Below are 14,301 nucleotides of genomic sequence, written 5' to 3'. Positions count from 1 at the left end.
CTACGCTGCGGTACCAAGCACAGCGTTGTCAGCAACGATTACTACGCGATCCGAATCAACGGAGAAGAAGCCCCCATCGATCTGGACCGAGAAGCGGGACTCGGAAACCGGTTCGATTTCCAGGTCCCCAGCGGCAAGCACGGACAGCATCGGAACGTGACCGGGCAGAACACCGATCTCGCCGTCCACCGAACGAGCCTTGACCAGCTTCGCTGCGCCCGACCACACGAAGTGGTCGGCCGCGACGATTTCGACCTGAAGCTCAGCCATGATTAGCTGGCCTTCTGGATTTCGGCCCACTGGCGCTCGACGTCGTCAAGACCGCCGATGTTGAAGAACGCCTGTTCTGCAATGTGGTCCAGGTCGCCATCGCAGATAGCCTTGAAGCCTTCGATGGTGTCCTTGATCGATACGGTCGAGCCCTCGACACCGGTGAACTGCTTTGCGGTGTAGGTGTTCTGCGACAGGAACTGCTGGATGCGGCGTGCACGGGCAACGACGATCTTGTCCTCTTCGCCCAGTTCGTCGATACCGAGGATCGCGATGATGTCCTGCAGTTCCTTGTTCTTCTGCAGGATAGCCTTCACGCGGATGGCTACATCGTAGTGATCCTGGCCGATGTACTGCGGATCCAGGATTCGCGAGGTCGAGGTCAGCGGATCGATTGCCGGGTACAGGCCGCGCGACGCGATTTCACGCGACAGCTCGGTGGTTGCATCCAGGTGGGCGAAGGTTGCTGCTGGAGCCGGGTCGGTGTAGTCATCGGCCGGGACGTAGACAGCCTGCATCGAGGTAATCGAGCGACCCTTCGTCGAGGTGATGCGTTCCTGCAACAGACCCATTTCATCGGCCAAGTTCGGCTGGTAACCCACGGCCGACGGCATGCGGCCCAGCAGGGTCGACACCTCGGAACCGGCCTGGGTGAAGCGGAAGATGTTATCGATGAACAGCAGCACGTCCTGGTTCTGCACATCGCGGAAGTATTCCGCCATGGTCAGAGCCGACAGTGCCACGCGCAGACGGGTGCCTGGTGGCTCATCCATCTGGCCGAACACCAAGGCGGTGTCCTTGAGCACGTTGGCTTCGTCCATTTCGACCCAGAGGTCGTTGCCTTCACGGGTGCGCTCGCCCACGCCGGCGAATACCGAGGTACCACCGAAGTTGCGTGCCACACGGGTGATCATTTCCTGGATCAGCACGGTCTTGCCCACGCCGGCGCCGCCGAACAGGCCGATCTTGCCGCCCTTGATGTAAGGGGTCAGCAGGTCGATCGACTTGATGCCGGTTTCCAGCATCTCGGTCGAGCCCTCGAGCTCCGAGAACTTCGGTGCCTCGCGGTGGATTGGCCAGCGCTCGGAAACCTGGATCTCCGAGTTGTCAACGTCCAGGGCATCGCCCAGCACGTTGAAGATGTGGCCCTTGACGCCGTCACCAACTGGGACGGAGATGGCAGCGCCGGTATCGATAACCTGAGCGCCGCGGACCAGGCCGTCGGTGGCCTGCAGCGATACTGCGCGGACCAGGCCCTCACCGAGGTGCTGGCTGGTCTCGAAGGTGATCTTCTTGGTTTCGCCGTTGAGGGTCAGCTCAGCGGTCAGTGCGTTGTAGATAGCAGGCAGTGCGTCGGCTGGGAACTCGACGTCCACGACCGGGCCAGTCACGCGCGCGACGCGACCAATGGCCCCTGCGGTAACCTGCTCGTTGAGTTGGGCAGTCATCTTTCTCACTTCTTGTCTGGTCGGAATCTCGGAAATTAGCTGTTCAGCGCGTCGGCGCCAGCAATAATTTCCGAAAGCTCCTGGGTGATTTCAGCCTGACGGGCATTGTTGAGCAATCGGGTGTACTTCTTGATCAGTTCACCAGCGTTGTCGCCTGCTGCCTTCATGGCGCGCTGGCGGGCAGCGAGCTCGGAGGCAGCAGACTGCAGCTGGCAGTTGAACAGTCGAGAATCGATGTAGCGCGGCAGCAGTGCATCAAGCACTTCCTCCGGCGATGGCTCAAACTCGTACAGTGGCAACAGCTCGTCGGCCGGGGTCTCGGACTCGTCCTCGACAACCTCCAACGGCAACAGACGGATGACCGTCGGTTCCTGCGTGACCATCGACTTGAACTGGGTGTAGACGACGTGGATCTCGTCCACGCCTCCCTGCTCGAAGTCGGTGTCGAAGTCCTCCAGGAGGACATCGCGCAGCTCGCGTGCGGTTTCGAAACGCGGGGAATCGGTTTCCCCGGTCCACACTCGTGCATACTCGCGTGAGCGGAAATCAAAGTAAGCCTGGGCCTTGCGGCCGACCAAGTAGGTCTTGACTTCCTTGCCTTCTTCACGCAGGAGTTCCACGAGGTGCTCTGCCTGCTTCAGAACGCTGGCGGAGTAGGACCCGGCAAGTCCTCGGTCCGAAGTCATCACCAAGACCGCGGCACGGCGTACCTGCGCCGGCTCGGTGGTCAGTGGATGATCGACATCGGCCTGGGACGCGACGGCGGTTACTGCACGGGTAATCGCATTGGCATACGGCAGCGAGGCCGAGACACGCGAACGTGCCTTACCAATGCGGGATGCAGCGATCAGTTCCATCGCCTTGAAGATCTTGCGCATCGACTTAGTCGATCCGATCTTCTGGCGGTAGACCCGAATCTGGGCTCCCATGTGTGTCCTTTCCTTATCCCCTGCCTTGGGAGGGCGGCGCCGTTACCGGCGCCGCTCCCCCTTGGCAAGGAGAATGTCAGCGCTTCTGCTTGACGATCTGTTCCTGGTCAACGGAATCGGAATCGAGAGCGTCATGCTCTTCGTGTCCGGCTGCGACAAGCTTGTCGTCGCCCTCGCCGAAGAAGCCGGCCTTGAAGTCCGCAACAGCGGTCTTCATGGCTTCCAGAGTCTCGTTCTCCAGCTTGCCGGTCTGGCCAATCACGGTCAGCACGTCGGTGCGGTGGCGCAGGTACTCGATGAACTCGCCCTCGAAGCGGCGTACATCCTCAACCGGGACATCGTCCAGGTAGCCGTTGGTGCCGGCCCAGATCGAAACGACCTGGTCCTCAACCGGGTACGGGGTGTACTGGCCCTGCTTGAGCAGTTCCATCAGGCGTGCGCCACGGGTCAGCTGCTGCTTGGAAGCGGCATCCAGGTCCGAAGCGAACATGGCGAATGCCTGCATGTCGCGGTACTGGGCCAGTTCCAGCTTCAAGGTACCGGAAACCTTCTTCATGGCCTTGACCTGTGCCGAACCGCCAACACGGGATACCGAGATACCCACGTCGACAGCTGGACGCTGGTTGGCGTTGAAGAGGTCCGACTGCAAGAAGATCTGGCCGTCGGTGATCGAGATGACGTTGGTCGGAATGAACGCGCCCACGTCGTTGGCCTTGGTTTCGATGATTGGCAAGCCAGTCATCGAGCCTGCACCCAAGTCGTCCGACAGCTTGGCGCAACGCTCAAGCAGGCGGGAGTGCAGGTAGAAGACGTCGCCTGGGTAGGCTTCGCGTCCTGGCGGACGGCGCAGCAGCAGGGACACTGCACGGTAGGCTTCAGCCTGCTTCGACAGATCATCGAACACGATCAGAACGTGCTTGCCGCCGTACATCCAGTGCTGGCCGATGGCCGAGCCTGCGTAAGGAGCCAAGTACTTGAAGCCGGCTGGGTCCGATGCCGGGGAGGCCACGATAGTGGTGTACTCCAGGGCGCCCTGCTCTTCGAGGGTCTGGCGGACGGCAGCGATGGTCGATGCCTTCTGGCCGATTGCCACGTAGATGCAGCGGACCTGCTTGGTCTGATCGCCGGACTCCCAGTTGGCACGCTGGTTCAGGATGGTGTCGACCGCGATGGCGGTCTTGCCGGTCTGGCGGTCGCCAATGATCAGCTGGCGCTGGCCGCGGCCGATCGGGATCATGGCGTCGATAGCCTTCAGACCGGTCTGCATTGGCTCGTGCACGCTCTTGCGCTGGGTCACGCCTGGTGCCTGGAGCTCCAGGGCGCGGCGGCCCTCGGAAGCGATTGGGCCCAGGTTGTCCAGTGGCTCGCCCAATGGGTCGACCACGCGGCCCAGGTAGCCGTCGCCGACTGGAACCGAAAGGATCTCGCCGGTGCGCTCTACCTTCTGGCCAGCTTCGATGCCGGTGAAGTCACCAAGCACAACGACACCGATTTCGCGGGTATCGAGGTTCTGGGCCAAGCCCAGGGTGCCATCTTCGAACTTCAGCAACTCGTTGGCCATGACGGAAGGAAGGCCTTCCACTCTGGCGATGCCGTCGCTCGCGGCGACGACGCGTCCCACCTCGGTGCGCTCTGCCTTACCCGGTTCGAAGGAAGATGCGAACTCGTTTAGGGCATCGCGGACGTCGTTGGCATTGATGGTCAAATCGGCCATCTGCAGTCCCTGCTCTCCTAAATTGTGATCCGACCCGGTGGGCCGAATCGAATGTGAATGAAGTCTGTTGTGGTCCTGGCAGCCAGGAACACCGGGCGAAGGATCGCTCCTCGCGCCCAATGAGTCCTAGCTGGCCAAGGCGCGGCGCAACTCGGCCACGCGTGATGCCACGGAAGCGTCGACAACTTCGTCGCCAACCTTGACTACCAGGCCACCAACCAGCGATGGGTCGGTAGTGGTGTTGAGCTTGAGCTGACGACCGTATAGCTTGTTCAGGCTGCTCTCCAGGCGCGAAAGCTGGGCTTCGGAGAGTTCGATGGAGCTGGTCACCGAAGCGATCCAGCGCTGCTGGCGCTTGGCCACGAGCTCTACGAAACGTCCAACCAAGGCTGCCGGCTTCAAACCGCGAGGGTTCGAAACTGCCTGGGAGATCAAAACCTGCGAGGTCTGCGACGCGTTAGGCACGAGCTTCAACGCGAGTGCGCGCTTAGCCTCGACTGGGGCCTGTGCATCATCCAACGCACGCTGCAGCTCGTGATTGCCACGAACTACCTCGATGAAGGAGAACAGATCCTGCTCCAGCTTGTTCAGCCCCGAAGCGCCGTCCTGCTGTTCCGCCACCGCGGCAACCGCGGTGACAGCCAGCGTTTCGAGCGCATCGCTAATGTCGCGTTCCGAGCTCCAGCGGGTAGAAGCCAGCTGTGCAACGGTATCCTCGGCGTCAGCCGAGACCTTTCCGCGCAGCAGCTGAGCCAAAAGGCCTGCCTTGTCGGCATTCCCACGGGCTGGGTCAGTCAATGCGCGGCGGAGACCGGCATTTGCATCCAGTACTTCCAGGACCGCGAACAGTTCCTTAGGCAGCTCAATAGATGCCAGTGCCAGCTTGGGTTCCAGGAACTCCAAAGCCTTTGCCAGTGACTCGCTCGATACACTTGCCATTAGTTCGATGCACCTGCGTTCTGCTGAGCTTCCAAATCGGTCAGGAACTTGTCAACCACGCGCTGGGCACGGGCATCGTCCTGCAGAGCTTCGTCAACAACCTTGCTTGCAAGCTCGGTAGCCAATGCGCCCACGTCGGTGCGAAGCGAAGCCAATGCGGATACGCGCTCAGCCTCGATCTGGCGGTGCGACTGCTCGGTGATGCGAGCTGCCTCATCGGTTGCCTTGGTCTTCAGATCGGCGAGGATCTGAGCACCTTCGCTACGAGCTTCCTCACGGATGCGGTTTGCTTCGGTGCGTGCTTCCAGAAGCTGGGCCTTGTACAGTGCCAAGGTCTCCTCTGCTTCCTTCTGCGCTGCTTCAGCCTTCTCAAGGCCACCTTCGATCGCGGTGACGCGATCTTCATAGGATTGCTCGAACTTCGGAGCAATCACCTTGATGACGATGAACAGAAGGACCGCGAAACCAACACCCGTAACGAGAATTTCCCACGGGTTCGGCAACAGCGGGTTGACCGATTCGCTCGCAGCGAGGATGAAATCAGTGCTGTTCATTCTCACTATTCCTTATCTACTAGTTTCCGCTTTTGTGTACGCCTCGCGATAGTGGCGAGGCCACTACAGTTGCGAAAAGACTAGGCGCCTACGACGAAGGCGAAGACCAGGCCCAGGATGGCCAGTGCTTCAGCAAGTGCGAAGCCAAGCATGGCGATTGGCTGCAGGATGCGCTGAGCCTCTGGCTGACGAGCAACACCGTTGATGTAGGCAGCGAAGATCAAGCCAACGCCGATAGCCGAACCGATAGCAGCCAGGCCGTAGCCGATCATATTCAGGGAGCCGTGCAACATGTGATTATGTTCCTTTCAAGATACCGGGCTTTTGCCGGTAGGTTGTGAGGTATTCCTTGAGCGACTCAAGGAAGATCTTTATGGGTTGGAAGAAAGAAGTGTTGGCCTAGTGGGCGTCGGCTTCAATTGCACCTTGGAGGTAGATCGCGGTCAGCAGGGCGAAAACGAACGCCTGCAGGCACATGATCAGAAGTTCCAGGAAGTACATTGCGACCGATCCGATGATGACCAGCACGCCGAGGCCGTTCATGGCCAGGGAGTCCTGGACAACGATCAGATGACGTGCACCGGAAGCTGCCAGCATCACGATCATGTGACCGGCCAGCATCGTTGCCATCAAACGCAGCGAGTGCGTCAGCGGGCGAACGATGAAGTTAGAAATGATTTCCAACGGAACCATCAGCGGCATGATCCAGCCCGGAACACCGGACGGGACGACAGCCAGCTTGAAGTAGCGGATACCATGGTTCTTCAGGCCTACGGCAATCCAGGTGCCGTAGATGATGATAGCCATCGCGTAGGCAGAACCAGCGTGTGAGAACGATGGAAGCTGCAGGAACGGAATCGCGCCGAAGAGGTTGTTCAGCAGTACGAAGAAGAAGGTCGCGAACAGCAGAGGAATCCAAGGACGGAAGTTCTTCTCGCCGATGATGTCGCGGCCAATTCCGTTACGTACGAATGCGTAACCGGTTTCAGCGATGTACTGCATCTTGCCTGGAACCAATTTAGGGTTCTTGATGGCCGCGGTGAAGAACCAAGTGATGAGCACGATCGACAAAACGATCATGAGCATCTGCTTGCCGAAACCCGTGCCGTACTCCGCCATCCAAGGGAAGATATCTGGAAGGTGGGTATCGGAAACGGATGGCGGTACGAAGCCGCCTTCTTCTGAGGCCATTGGGAGCGCAAACGCGAACAACGCGCTGTCCTCTCTGCAGTAACGGTCACGGGCAAAAGGCGGTGACTGGCGGTAACTGCCTCTCACCGTGTGAAGAAAAGATCAAACGGGGATCCCATCATGGCCCATGCCTAAGCATCAACCCTGATGAGGATCCATCTGCGGGTCTCCCCGCGGATGCATCTTGCATAAACCACCCGCAGTTCAGCGGACGGCCAAAAATGACCCGAAGTAAGCTTATCAAACTCACAGCACCCCACCGACACATAGTCGGGCGGAATACTCTATTCCTCGTTGTAGATAGCCAGGCGTGCCTTCATGAAGGCACGCACCTCGCCAACCTGCCAGGCAACAAGGGAGATAGCTGCTGCAAGAACGAAACCCTGGCGGTTGACCCATTCGGGCAACCCCAGGTTCAACAGCACGAAGGCGATGCCGAAAACCTTGATGACAAAGACGCCCAGGAACGCGGGCATGGCCCACGAGCGGCGGATTCGCCCGGCAGCTTCGGCGATGAGGATGCCAATTGCGAAAAAGCCGATCACGATCCCGGCAGCCAGCGCGCCAGAAAGCGCGTAGGTGAGATCAGCTACCAGCCATGAAATCAGGAAAAAAATGGCGGTAGCGATCGCCGAATACACCAGTGACAAGCCGAGAATCGGCAGCCAGATGGATTTCGGGGCTGACGAAGCACTGACGCGGGCAGAACCAGGATTCACGTCCGCAACCTTTCTTCGTCAACACCGAGGGACCATCGTGCACCCATCGATGCTGATGAAACTTGAAACTCCCACCCGCTCCCGAAAAGAACAGGAGGAAGAAGATCCACATTGAATTCTACACGAGATAGAAACAGATTGCTCATGCATCACTTGGCTAATTAACCGGGCTAGGCCTTGCCCATGCGCTTGCGCAGGGCATCGACCCGCTTGATCACCAGCGGACGCCAGGTCGCCACCGCTGCCACTAGAAACAACAGCAAGGCCATCGGCACCACCAGGATGACCGGGATGAAGGCGATGGACACCACTGAGACAGCAATCACGGCAGCCCAGAGGTACAGCAGGATCACCGACTGGCGCACCGAATGTCCCTGGGCCAGCATCCGGTGGTGGATGTGCTTGGCGTCCGGTGAAAAGGGTGAGCGTTTGTTGGCCAGCCTGCGGAAAACCGAGAGCACAAGGTCCAGGACTGGTAGGAAGACGATGACCATCGGCAGCAGCATCGGCATGTAGGCAGGGATGTTGCGGAAGCGCCGGGCCTCCAGCCCCTGCACATCCCCGGTCACCGCGATCGCGGCCACCGACAGGATCATGCCGATGGCCAGCACCCCGGTCTCCCCCATGAAGATATTCGCCGGGTTGAAGTTGTGCGGCAGGAAGCCTAGGCAGGCGCCGAGCAGCAGGGCACAGAGCAGCGCCCCGATATTCGCGTAGTCATCCGCGCTCACATGCGTGGCCAGCACATAGGAATACACGAAGAAGGTCGCCGCGCCAATTGCGGCCAGGCCCGCGGCCAGGCCGTCGAGCCCATCGGAGAAATTGATCGCGTTCATGGTCAGCACGATCAGGAACACCGTCACCGCGATCTGCAGCCACGGCTCATCGATCTGCCACGAACCGACCGGCAGCGACTGGATGACGATTCCGTGAGTGGCGATCAGCCAGCCGATCAGGATCTGCCCGGCGAGCTTCAGCCACCACTTCAGGTCGTACATGTCATCGGCCAGGCCCATGAGCACGATGACGCCCAGCGCGTAGGCGATGCCGCGGATGGCTTCGTCATTGCCGAAGACCCCGCGGAAGAAATGGAAATTGCTCGCGAGCCATAATCCTGCGGCGAAGGCGGCGATGATTGCCAGCCCGCCGAACTTCACGATCGGCTTCTCATGCTGGTCGCGTTCGCGCACCAGCTGGTTCCCGGTAAAGCGCTGGCCGAGCGTGCGCACGATCGGCGTGAGCAAGAACGAGACCGTAAAGCTGAACGCTATGAGCAGGACATATGTTCTCATGCGCCGGTTTCCGGTGCGTCCTGTCCCAAATCGAGAATTCCAGGGACAACCACGCGCAATTCCTCAATGGAAATTGCGCCCGAGCGGACTACCTGCAGGTGCGCACCGGTGCAATCGATGATGGTCGATGGCAGGACTTCTTCGCCTGCCGCACCGCGCGGACCGCCGTCGAGGTACACGTCCACCGACTCGCCCAGCTGGGCGATGGCCTGCTCGACATCCAGCGCCGCCGCGTTGCCGGTGCGGTTGGCCGAGGACACTGCCAGCGGGCCGGTCTGGCCTAGCAGTTCCAGGGCGGTGTCGTCGTTGGGCACGCGCAGCGCTACGGTGCCGCGGGTCTCCCCCAGATCCCAGGTCAGCGACGGCTGGGCGTGCAGGATCAGGGTCAGGCCGCCTGGCCAGAAGGCTTCGGCCAGCTTCCGGGCTTCCTCGGGAATGTCCCGGGCCAGCCCGTCCATGGTGGCGGTCTGGGCAATCAGCACCGGTGGCGGCATGGTGCGGCTGCGGCCCTTGGCCGCCAGCAGCATCGCTACGCCCTGGGCGCTGAAGGCATCGGCGCCAATCCCGTAGACGGTATCTGTGGGCAAGACGATGCAGCGCTTGTCCGCCAGTGCGGCCTTGGCTGCGGCGATGCCGTCAGCGTGTTCCTGCTCGTTGCTTACCGAAAATGTTGTGCTCACGGGATCATTCTTTCATGCGCTGGTGTGTCGTTTGGTTATTGGGGCGCGTAGCCGGATGTGGCGCGGGCGCGCCCGGTGAGGTCCTGGTGGCCGGCAACCTGCGTGAACCCTGCTTCGCGCAGCATCGCCGCCGCGCTCTCGCGCTGCACTTCGGCGTGTTCCATCACGTACCAGCCGCCGGGACGCAGCAGCTTCAGGGCCTGGGCCGTGACGGCTCGCGGGACCTGCAGCCCGTCCTCCCCCAGGCCGTACAACGCCATCTCCGGGTCGTGCTCGCGCACCTCGACCTCGCGCGGCACCGCATTCGGCGGGATATACGGCGGATTGGAGATCACCAGGTCCATGGTGGCGTCCAGCTGGGCGGGCACCTGCGTGGCGTCCCGGTGCAGCACGGTGACCCCGTGAGGTTCGCAGTTGGCCCGGGTGTAGCCAATGGCATCATCCGAGAGCTCCACGGCCCAGACGCTGGCCGCCGGCACCTCGCTGGCCAGGGCCGCGGCAATGGCGCCGGAACCCGAGCACAAGTCGATGCACCGCGGGCTGCCGATCCCGTGGGCCGCCAGGAAATCAAGGCCCAGCTGCACCACGGTTTCGGTTTCCGGCCGAGGGGTGAAGACCCCCGGACCGACCTTCAGTTCCAGGTAGCGGAAGTAGGCGACGCCGGTCAGGTGCTGCAGCGGGATGCGGGTGCGCCGGGCTGCCACCAGCTCGGTGAACTGCTCCCGGTGCGCCGGCTGAAGGCCGTCGCCGCGCAGCTCGCGCAGCTTCAGCTGCGCGCGGTCGATGCCCAGCACATGGCAGAGCAGCAGATCGGCGTCGACGCCGGGGCTTGGCACCCCGGCGTCGGCCAGCGCCGCAATCGCCTGGCGGCGTACGGCAGATAGTTCTTCCAAGGCGCAGTTACTCGCCCAGCGCAGCCAGGCGCTCTTCCTCGTCCATCTGGATGCAGGAGTCGACCACCGGCTGCAGGTCGCCGTCCATCACGGCATCCAGGTTGTAGGCCTTGTACCCGGTGCGGTGATCCGCAATGCGGTTCTCCGGGTAGTTGTAGGTGCGGATGCGCTCGGAACGGTCCATGGTGCGGATCTGGCTGGCGCGCTGCGCAGAGTTCTCGGCGTCGATCTGTTCCTGCTGGTGGGCCAGCAGGCGCGAACGCAGCACGCGCATGGCGGCTTCGCGGTTCTGGATCTGCGACTTCTCGTTCTGCATGGCCACCACGATGCCGGTGGGCAGGTGGGTGATGCGCACGGCGGAGTCGGTGGTGTTCACCGACTGCCCGCCGGGGCCCGAGGAACGGTAGACGTCGATCTTCAAATCATTCTGGTGGATATCGACTTCTTCGGGCTCGTCCACTTCGGGCAGCACCAGCACGCCGGCGGCCGAGGTGTGGATGCGGCCCTGGGATTCGGTGACCGGCACGCGCTGCACGCGGTGCACGCCGCCCTCGAACTTCAGCTGGGCGTAGACACCTTCTGCCGGTTCGTTGGAGTTGCCCTTGATGGCCACCTGCGCGTCCTTGTAGCCGCCGAGGTCGGACTCGTTGTAGGAGATCATCTCGACCTTCCAGCCCTTGTGCTCGGCGAAGCGGGTGTACATGCGCAGCAGGTCCGCGGCGAACAGCGCCGCTTCGTCGCCGCCTTCGCCGCCCTTAACTTCGAGGATCACGTTGCGGCCGTCGTTCTCGTCGCGCGGGATCAGCAGGCGGCGCAGCTTCTCCTCCAGCGCCGGCAGCTCGGCGGTCAGGGTTTCGACCTCTTCGGCGAAGTCCGGATCCTCGTCGGCCATTTCCTTGGCGGCTTCCAGGTCCTCGGTGGCGGTGTTCCACTTGTTGTAGGCTTCGACGATGCCGTTCAGCTGGGCCGAACGGCGGCCGAGCTTGCGGGCCAGCGCCTGGTCGGCGTACACCGCTGGATCCGAGAGCTGCGCCTGGATGGCTGCATGCTCTTCTAGTAGCGACTTGACGGACTCGAACATGGTGGTGTGCTTCCTTGTTGGCGTTTTCCGCGCAGTGCCGGCGCTTGCTGCGTTCCTGGGCACTGCTGGAATTCAATTCTAGACGCTGCGCCGGCGGTCACCGGCGTGCGAGGTGTCACTACGCGCCGATGGCGTCCAGCCAGCTGCCGAGGTGGCAAGCTGGCTGGACGCCATGGCGGTGGATGGTGCTAATCCTTGTTTGGAGTGGTCTTGTTGACCAGCATCAGGAATTCCGCGTTGGACTGGGTCTCGCGGATCTTCCCGGTGAGCACCTCCAGCGCCTGCTGCGGATCGATGCCCGAGAGCATGCGGCGCAGGCGCCACATGATGCGCACCTCTTCGGCACTCATCAGCTGCTCTTCGCGGCGGGTCGAGGATGCGTTGACATCCACCGCAGGGAAGATGCGCTTCTCGGCCAGCTGGCGCGAGAGGCGAAGCTCCATGTTGCCGGTGCCCTTGAATTCCTCGAAGATGACCTCGTCCATCTTGGATCCGGTCTCCACCAGGGCGGTGGCCAGGATGGTCAGCGAGCCGCCGTTCTCGATGTTGCGGGCGGCACCGAAGAAGCGCTTGGGCGGGTACAGCGCCGCCGAGTCCACGCCGCCGGAGAGGATGCGGCCCGAGGCAGGGGCGGCCAGGTTGTAGGCGCGGCCCAGGCGGGTCATCGAGTCCAGCAGGACCACGACATCCATGCCCATTTCCACCAGGCGCTTGGCGCGCTCGATGGCCAGCTCAGCCACGGTGGTGTGGTCATCGGCCGGGCGGTCGAAGGTCGAGGCGATGACCTCACCCTTGACCGTGCGCTGCATGTCGGTGACTTCTTCGGGACGCTCGTCGACCAGCACCATCATCAGGTGCACCTCTGGGTTGTTGGTCGTGATGGCGTTCGCGATGGACTGCAGGATCAGGGTCTTGCCGGCCTTTGGAGGCGAGACGATCAGGCCGCGCTGGCCCTTGCCGATCGGTGCGACCAGGTCGATGACGCGTGGGCCGACCAGCTTCGGGTCGGTTTCCAGGCGCAGGCGCTCGGTCGGGTACAGCGGCACGAGCTTGTTGAACTCGACGCGTTCCTTGTTGTCTTCAGGCTTCTTGCCGTTGACGGAAGTCAGCTGCACCAGGGCGTTGAACTTCTGGCGCGGGTTCGGGGTCTCGCCCTCGCGCGGCTGGCGGATGGCGCCGACGATGGCGTCGCCCTTGCGCAGGTTGTACTTCTTGACCTGTCCCAGCGTGACGTAGACGTCGTTCGGGCCGGGAAGGTAGCCGGAGGTGCGGACAAACGCGTAGTTCTCCAGCACGTCCAGGATGCCGGCGATCGGCAGCACGACATCGTCTTCGCTCAGCTGCGGCTCGTCGTCGTCGCGGCGGTTGCGGCGGTTGCGGTTGTTCCGGTCGTTGTTGCGCTCACGGCGGTTGTTCCGGTCATTGCGGTCATTGTTGCGCTCGCGGCGTTCACGGCGGTCATTGCGCTCGCTGCGTTCCGAACGCTCCTCGGTGTTCTCCGAGTCGTTCGAGTCGTTGTTGCGATCATTTCGATCGTTGTTGCGATCATTGCGATCGTTGTTGCGATCATTGCGATCGTTGTTGCGATCACGGCGGTTGTTCCGGTCATTGCGCTCGTTGTTGCGCTCGCGGCGCTCTTCGCGACGGTCGGTGCGCTCTTCGGCGTTCTCCGAATCGGCGGCGTCATTGCGCTCGTTGTTGCGCTCGCGGCGGTTGCCACGCTCACGGCGGCTGCCGCGCTCGCGGCGGTCTTCGCGTGCTTCGCCGTTGTTCTCGGTGTTCTCTGCCGGAGCCTCGGCTGGCTCGGCGCCCTGTTCTGCAGGCTGCTCAGCTGGCTTGCTGCTGCGCGAGTTGCGGCGCTGGCGCGGGGCCTTGGCTTCCTCGGCTGGAGCCTGCTTCTCGGTCGACTGCTGCTTCTCGGCTGGTGCCTCGGCGCCTGCTTCCTTGGTTTCGGCAGCAGCGGCAACCTTGCCGGAGTCGGTCACGCGGCGCGAGGTGCGGCGTGCGCGAGCAGGCTTTTCCGCCGGTGCTTCGGCAGCTGCGGCGGTTTCCGGCGCGGCGGCGGTATCGGTCTCGGCCTGCTCCTTGGCTGCGGCCTTCGGGGCGCGGCGTGCGCGGGCCTTGGTTTCCTTGGCCGGCTCGGCGGCGGCTTCTGCCTTGACTGCAGGTGCTTCGGCCTTGGCCGACTTCGCTTCCTGCGCGGCCTTGGCTTCCTGCGCTGCCTTGGCGTCCTTGGCGGCAACGGAGCCACCGCGCTGGTGGTCGCCGATGGCCTTGACCAGATCAGCCTTGCGCATGCGCGACCCGCCGGTAATTCCCAGCTGGGAAGCCAACTGCTGCAGCTGGGTCATCTTCAAAGAGGCCAGACCGGCACTCTTATTTTCGGAAGTCTTGGTGTCCACGCCTTCGGTGAGGCTCGTGGTTTCGGTCACGAAAGTTCCTTCTGACTCGTAGGATGGGCCGCTTCAGGCAGGCCCACTATGCCGTAAATGATGTTCCGTAGCCGAAGATTTCGTGGCTACTTCACTTTCTCCCCGCAAGATAGCCCAGAATTCGGAGCAAAACTGCGGTGGATTAAAGAAACTGATATC

General features: G+C 62.1%; 14 protein-coding genes. All 14 read right to left on the bottom strand.

The genetic code is table 11. The features are described from left to right. Entirely contained in the window at positions 1 to 270 is a 270-nt protein-coding gene (locus tag JOE62_RS07695) for a F0F1 ATP synthase subunit epsilon (protein ID WP_038990466.1), read from the bottom strand. A 2-nt stretch (positions 271 to 272) separates the two neighbouring features. Continuing rightward, the gene (gene atpD, locus JOE62_RS07690; protein ID WP_038990465.1) at positions 273 to 1,718 is read right to left on the bottom strand and encodes a F0F1 ATP synthase subunit beta; all 1,446 of its coding nucleotides are present in this window, start codon (positions 1,716 to 1,718) and stop codon (positions 273 to 275) included. A gap of 35 nt (positions 1,719 to 1,753) precedes the next feature. Beyond that, positions 1,754 to 2,647 carry a F0F1 ATP synthase subunit gamma gene (locus tag JOE62_RS07685; RefSeq protein WP_204721610.1) on the bottom strand — a complete coding sequence of 298 codons (894 nt, stop codon included), beginning with the start codon at positions 2,645 to 2,647 and terminating at the stop codon, positions 1,754 to 1,756. Positions 2,648 to 2,723: 76 nt separating this feature from the next. Further along, positions 2,724 to 4,361 carry a F0F1 ATP synthase subunit alpha gene (gene atpA / locus JOE62_RS07680; RefSeq protein ID WP_204721608.1) on the bottom strand — a complete coding sequence of 546 codons (1,638 nt, stop codon included), beginning with the start codon at positions 4,359 to 4,361 and terminating at the stop codon, positions 2,724 to 2,726. Positions 4,362 to 4,487: 126 nt separating this feature from the next. Then, positions 4,488 to 5,300, bottom strand: a complete 813-nt coding sequence (locus JOE62_RS07675; RefSeq protein WP_038990459.1) for a F0F1 ATP synthase subunit delta — start codon at positions 5,298 to 5,300, stop codon at positions 4,488 to 4,490. Then, a complete protein-coding gene (locus JOE62_RS07670) occupies positions 5,300 to 5,854 on the bottom strand; it encodes a F0F1 ATP synthase subunit B (RefSeq protein ID WP_038990457.1) in 555 nt (184 codons plus the stop codon). The genes JOE62_RS07675 and JOE62_RS07670 overlap by 1 nt, the downstream gene beginning before the upstream one ends. Before the next feature lie 80 nt (positions 5,855 to 5,934). Continuing rightward, entirely contained in the window at positions 5,935 to 6,147 is a 213-nt protein-coding gene (locus tag JOE62_RS07665) for an ATP synthase subunit C-like protein (RefSeq protein WP_038990456.1), read from the bottom strand. Positions 6,148 to 6,253: 106 nt separating this feature from the next. Further along, positions 6,254 to 7,045, bottom strand: coding sequence for a F0F1 ATP synthase subunit A (gene atpB, locus JOE62_RS07660; protein ID WP_083515384.1), 792 nt, complete (start codon positions 7,043 to 7,045; stop codon positions 6,254 to 6,256). A gap of 284 nt (positions 7,046 to 7,329) precedes the next feature. Next, on the bottom strand, positions 7,330 to 7,764 hold the full coding sequence (locus tag JOE62_RS07655; protein ID WP_141358524.1) for a hypothetical protein: 435 nt from the start codon (positions 7,762 to 7,764) through the stop codon (positions 7,330 to 7,332). A 170-nt stretch (positions 7,765 to 7,934) separates the two neighbouring features. Further along, the gene (locus tag JOE62_RS07650) at positions 7,935 to 9,056 is read right to left on the bottom strand and encodes an MraY family glycosyltransferase (RefSeq protein WP_204721606.1); all 1,122 of its coding nucleotides are present in this window, start codon (positions 9,054 to 9,056) and stop codon (positions 7,935 to 7,937) included. Continuing rightward, a complete protein-coding gene (locus JOE62_RS07645) occupies positions 9,053 to 9,736 on the bottom strand; it encodes an L-threonylcarbamoyladenylate synthase (protein WP_128470606.1) in 684 nt (227 codons plus the stop codon). The genes JOE62_RS07650 and JOE62_RS07645 overlap by 4 nt, the downstream gene beginning before the upstream one ends. 35 nt (positions 9,737 to 9,771) lie before the next feature. Next, a complete protein-coding gene (prmC, locus tag JOE62_RS07640; RefSeq protein WP_204721604.1) occupies positions 9,772 to 10,629 on the bottom strand; it encodes a peptide chain release factor N(5)-glutamine methyltransferase in 858 nt (285 codons plus the stop codon). A gap of 7 nt (positions 10,630 to 10,636) precedes the next feature. After that, positions 10,637 to 11,710 (bottom strand): peptide chain release factor 1, encoded by a 1,074-nt coding sequence (gene prfA, locus JOE62_RS07635; RefSeq protein WP_204721602.1) that lies wholly within the window; start codon positions 11,708 to 11,710, stop codon positions 10,637 to 10,639. Between the two features lie 188 nt (positions 11,711 to 11,898). Continuing rightward, entirely contained in the window at positions 11,899 to 14,142 is a 2,244-nt protein-coding gene (gene rho, locus JOE62_RS07630) for a transcription termination factor Rho (RefSeq protein ID WP_204721600.1), read from the bottom strand. Between the last annotated feature and the right edge of the window lie 159 nt (positions 14,143 to 14,301).

Source organism: Glutamicibacter nicotianae, assembly GCF_016907615.1.
In the GTDB taxonomy this organism is placed as follows: domain Bacteria; phylum Actinomycetota; class Actinomycetes; order Actinomycetales; family Micrococcaceae; genus Glutamicibacter; species Glutamicibacter nicotianae.
This window is presented reverse-complemented; position numbering and strand designations above follow the sequence as displayed.